This window comes from Gilvimarinus sp. 1_MG-2023, from assembly GCF_030548285.1.
In genome coordinates this window covers 1-386 of record NZ_JAUOSC010000290.1, presented here as the reverse complement: position 1 = coordinate 386, position 386 = coordinate 1, and the positions used below count along the sequence as shown (strand labels likewise).

Here is a 386-nt window from a genome sequence, read left to right as displayed (position 1 = left end):
TTTTGGCATTGGTAAACTGCCTGGACAGCTGATCATCTAAATCGGTACGGTCGGTAATCAACACAACCGTGGGGCTGGCAAAGTCCACACTCTTCATCAACAGGCGTACCAAAAACTGCATGGTAAAGCTTTTGCCGCAACCGGTAGCGCCAAAATAGGTGCCGCCTTTTCCGTCTCTTAAAGGGTCATCGTCGATAATCTCACCCGCACTGTCAGGCCGGTTCTGATGCGCTTTAATGCTTTGGTAGAGTTTAGTGGCCGCATAATACTGCGGATAACGACAAACGACCTTGACCTCTTGATGGCTCTTATCAGGGAAATAGATAAAGTGCCGAATCACCTCACGTAAACGCCGATGATCAAACAACCCTTGCAGCATCCTGGTG

The 386-nt window shown here is 49.0% G+C and carries 1 protein-coding gene; it reads right to left on the bottom strand.

What is annotated here, in order from left to right; genetic code table 11:
* A partial coding sequence (locus Q4563_RS16840) for a DEAD/DEAH box helicase family protein (protein WP_303605308.1) occupies nt 1-386 on the bottom strand: 386 nt, incomplete at both ends.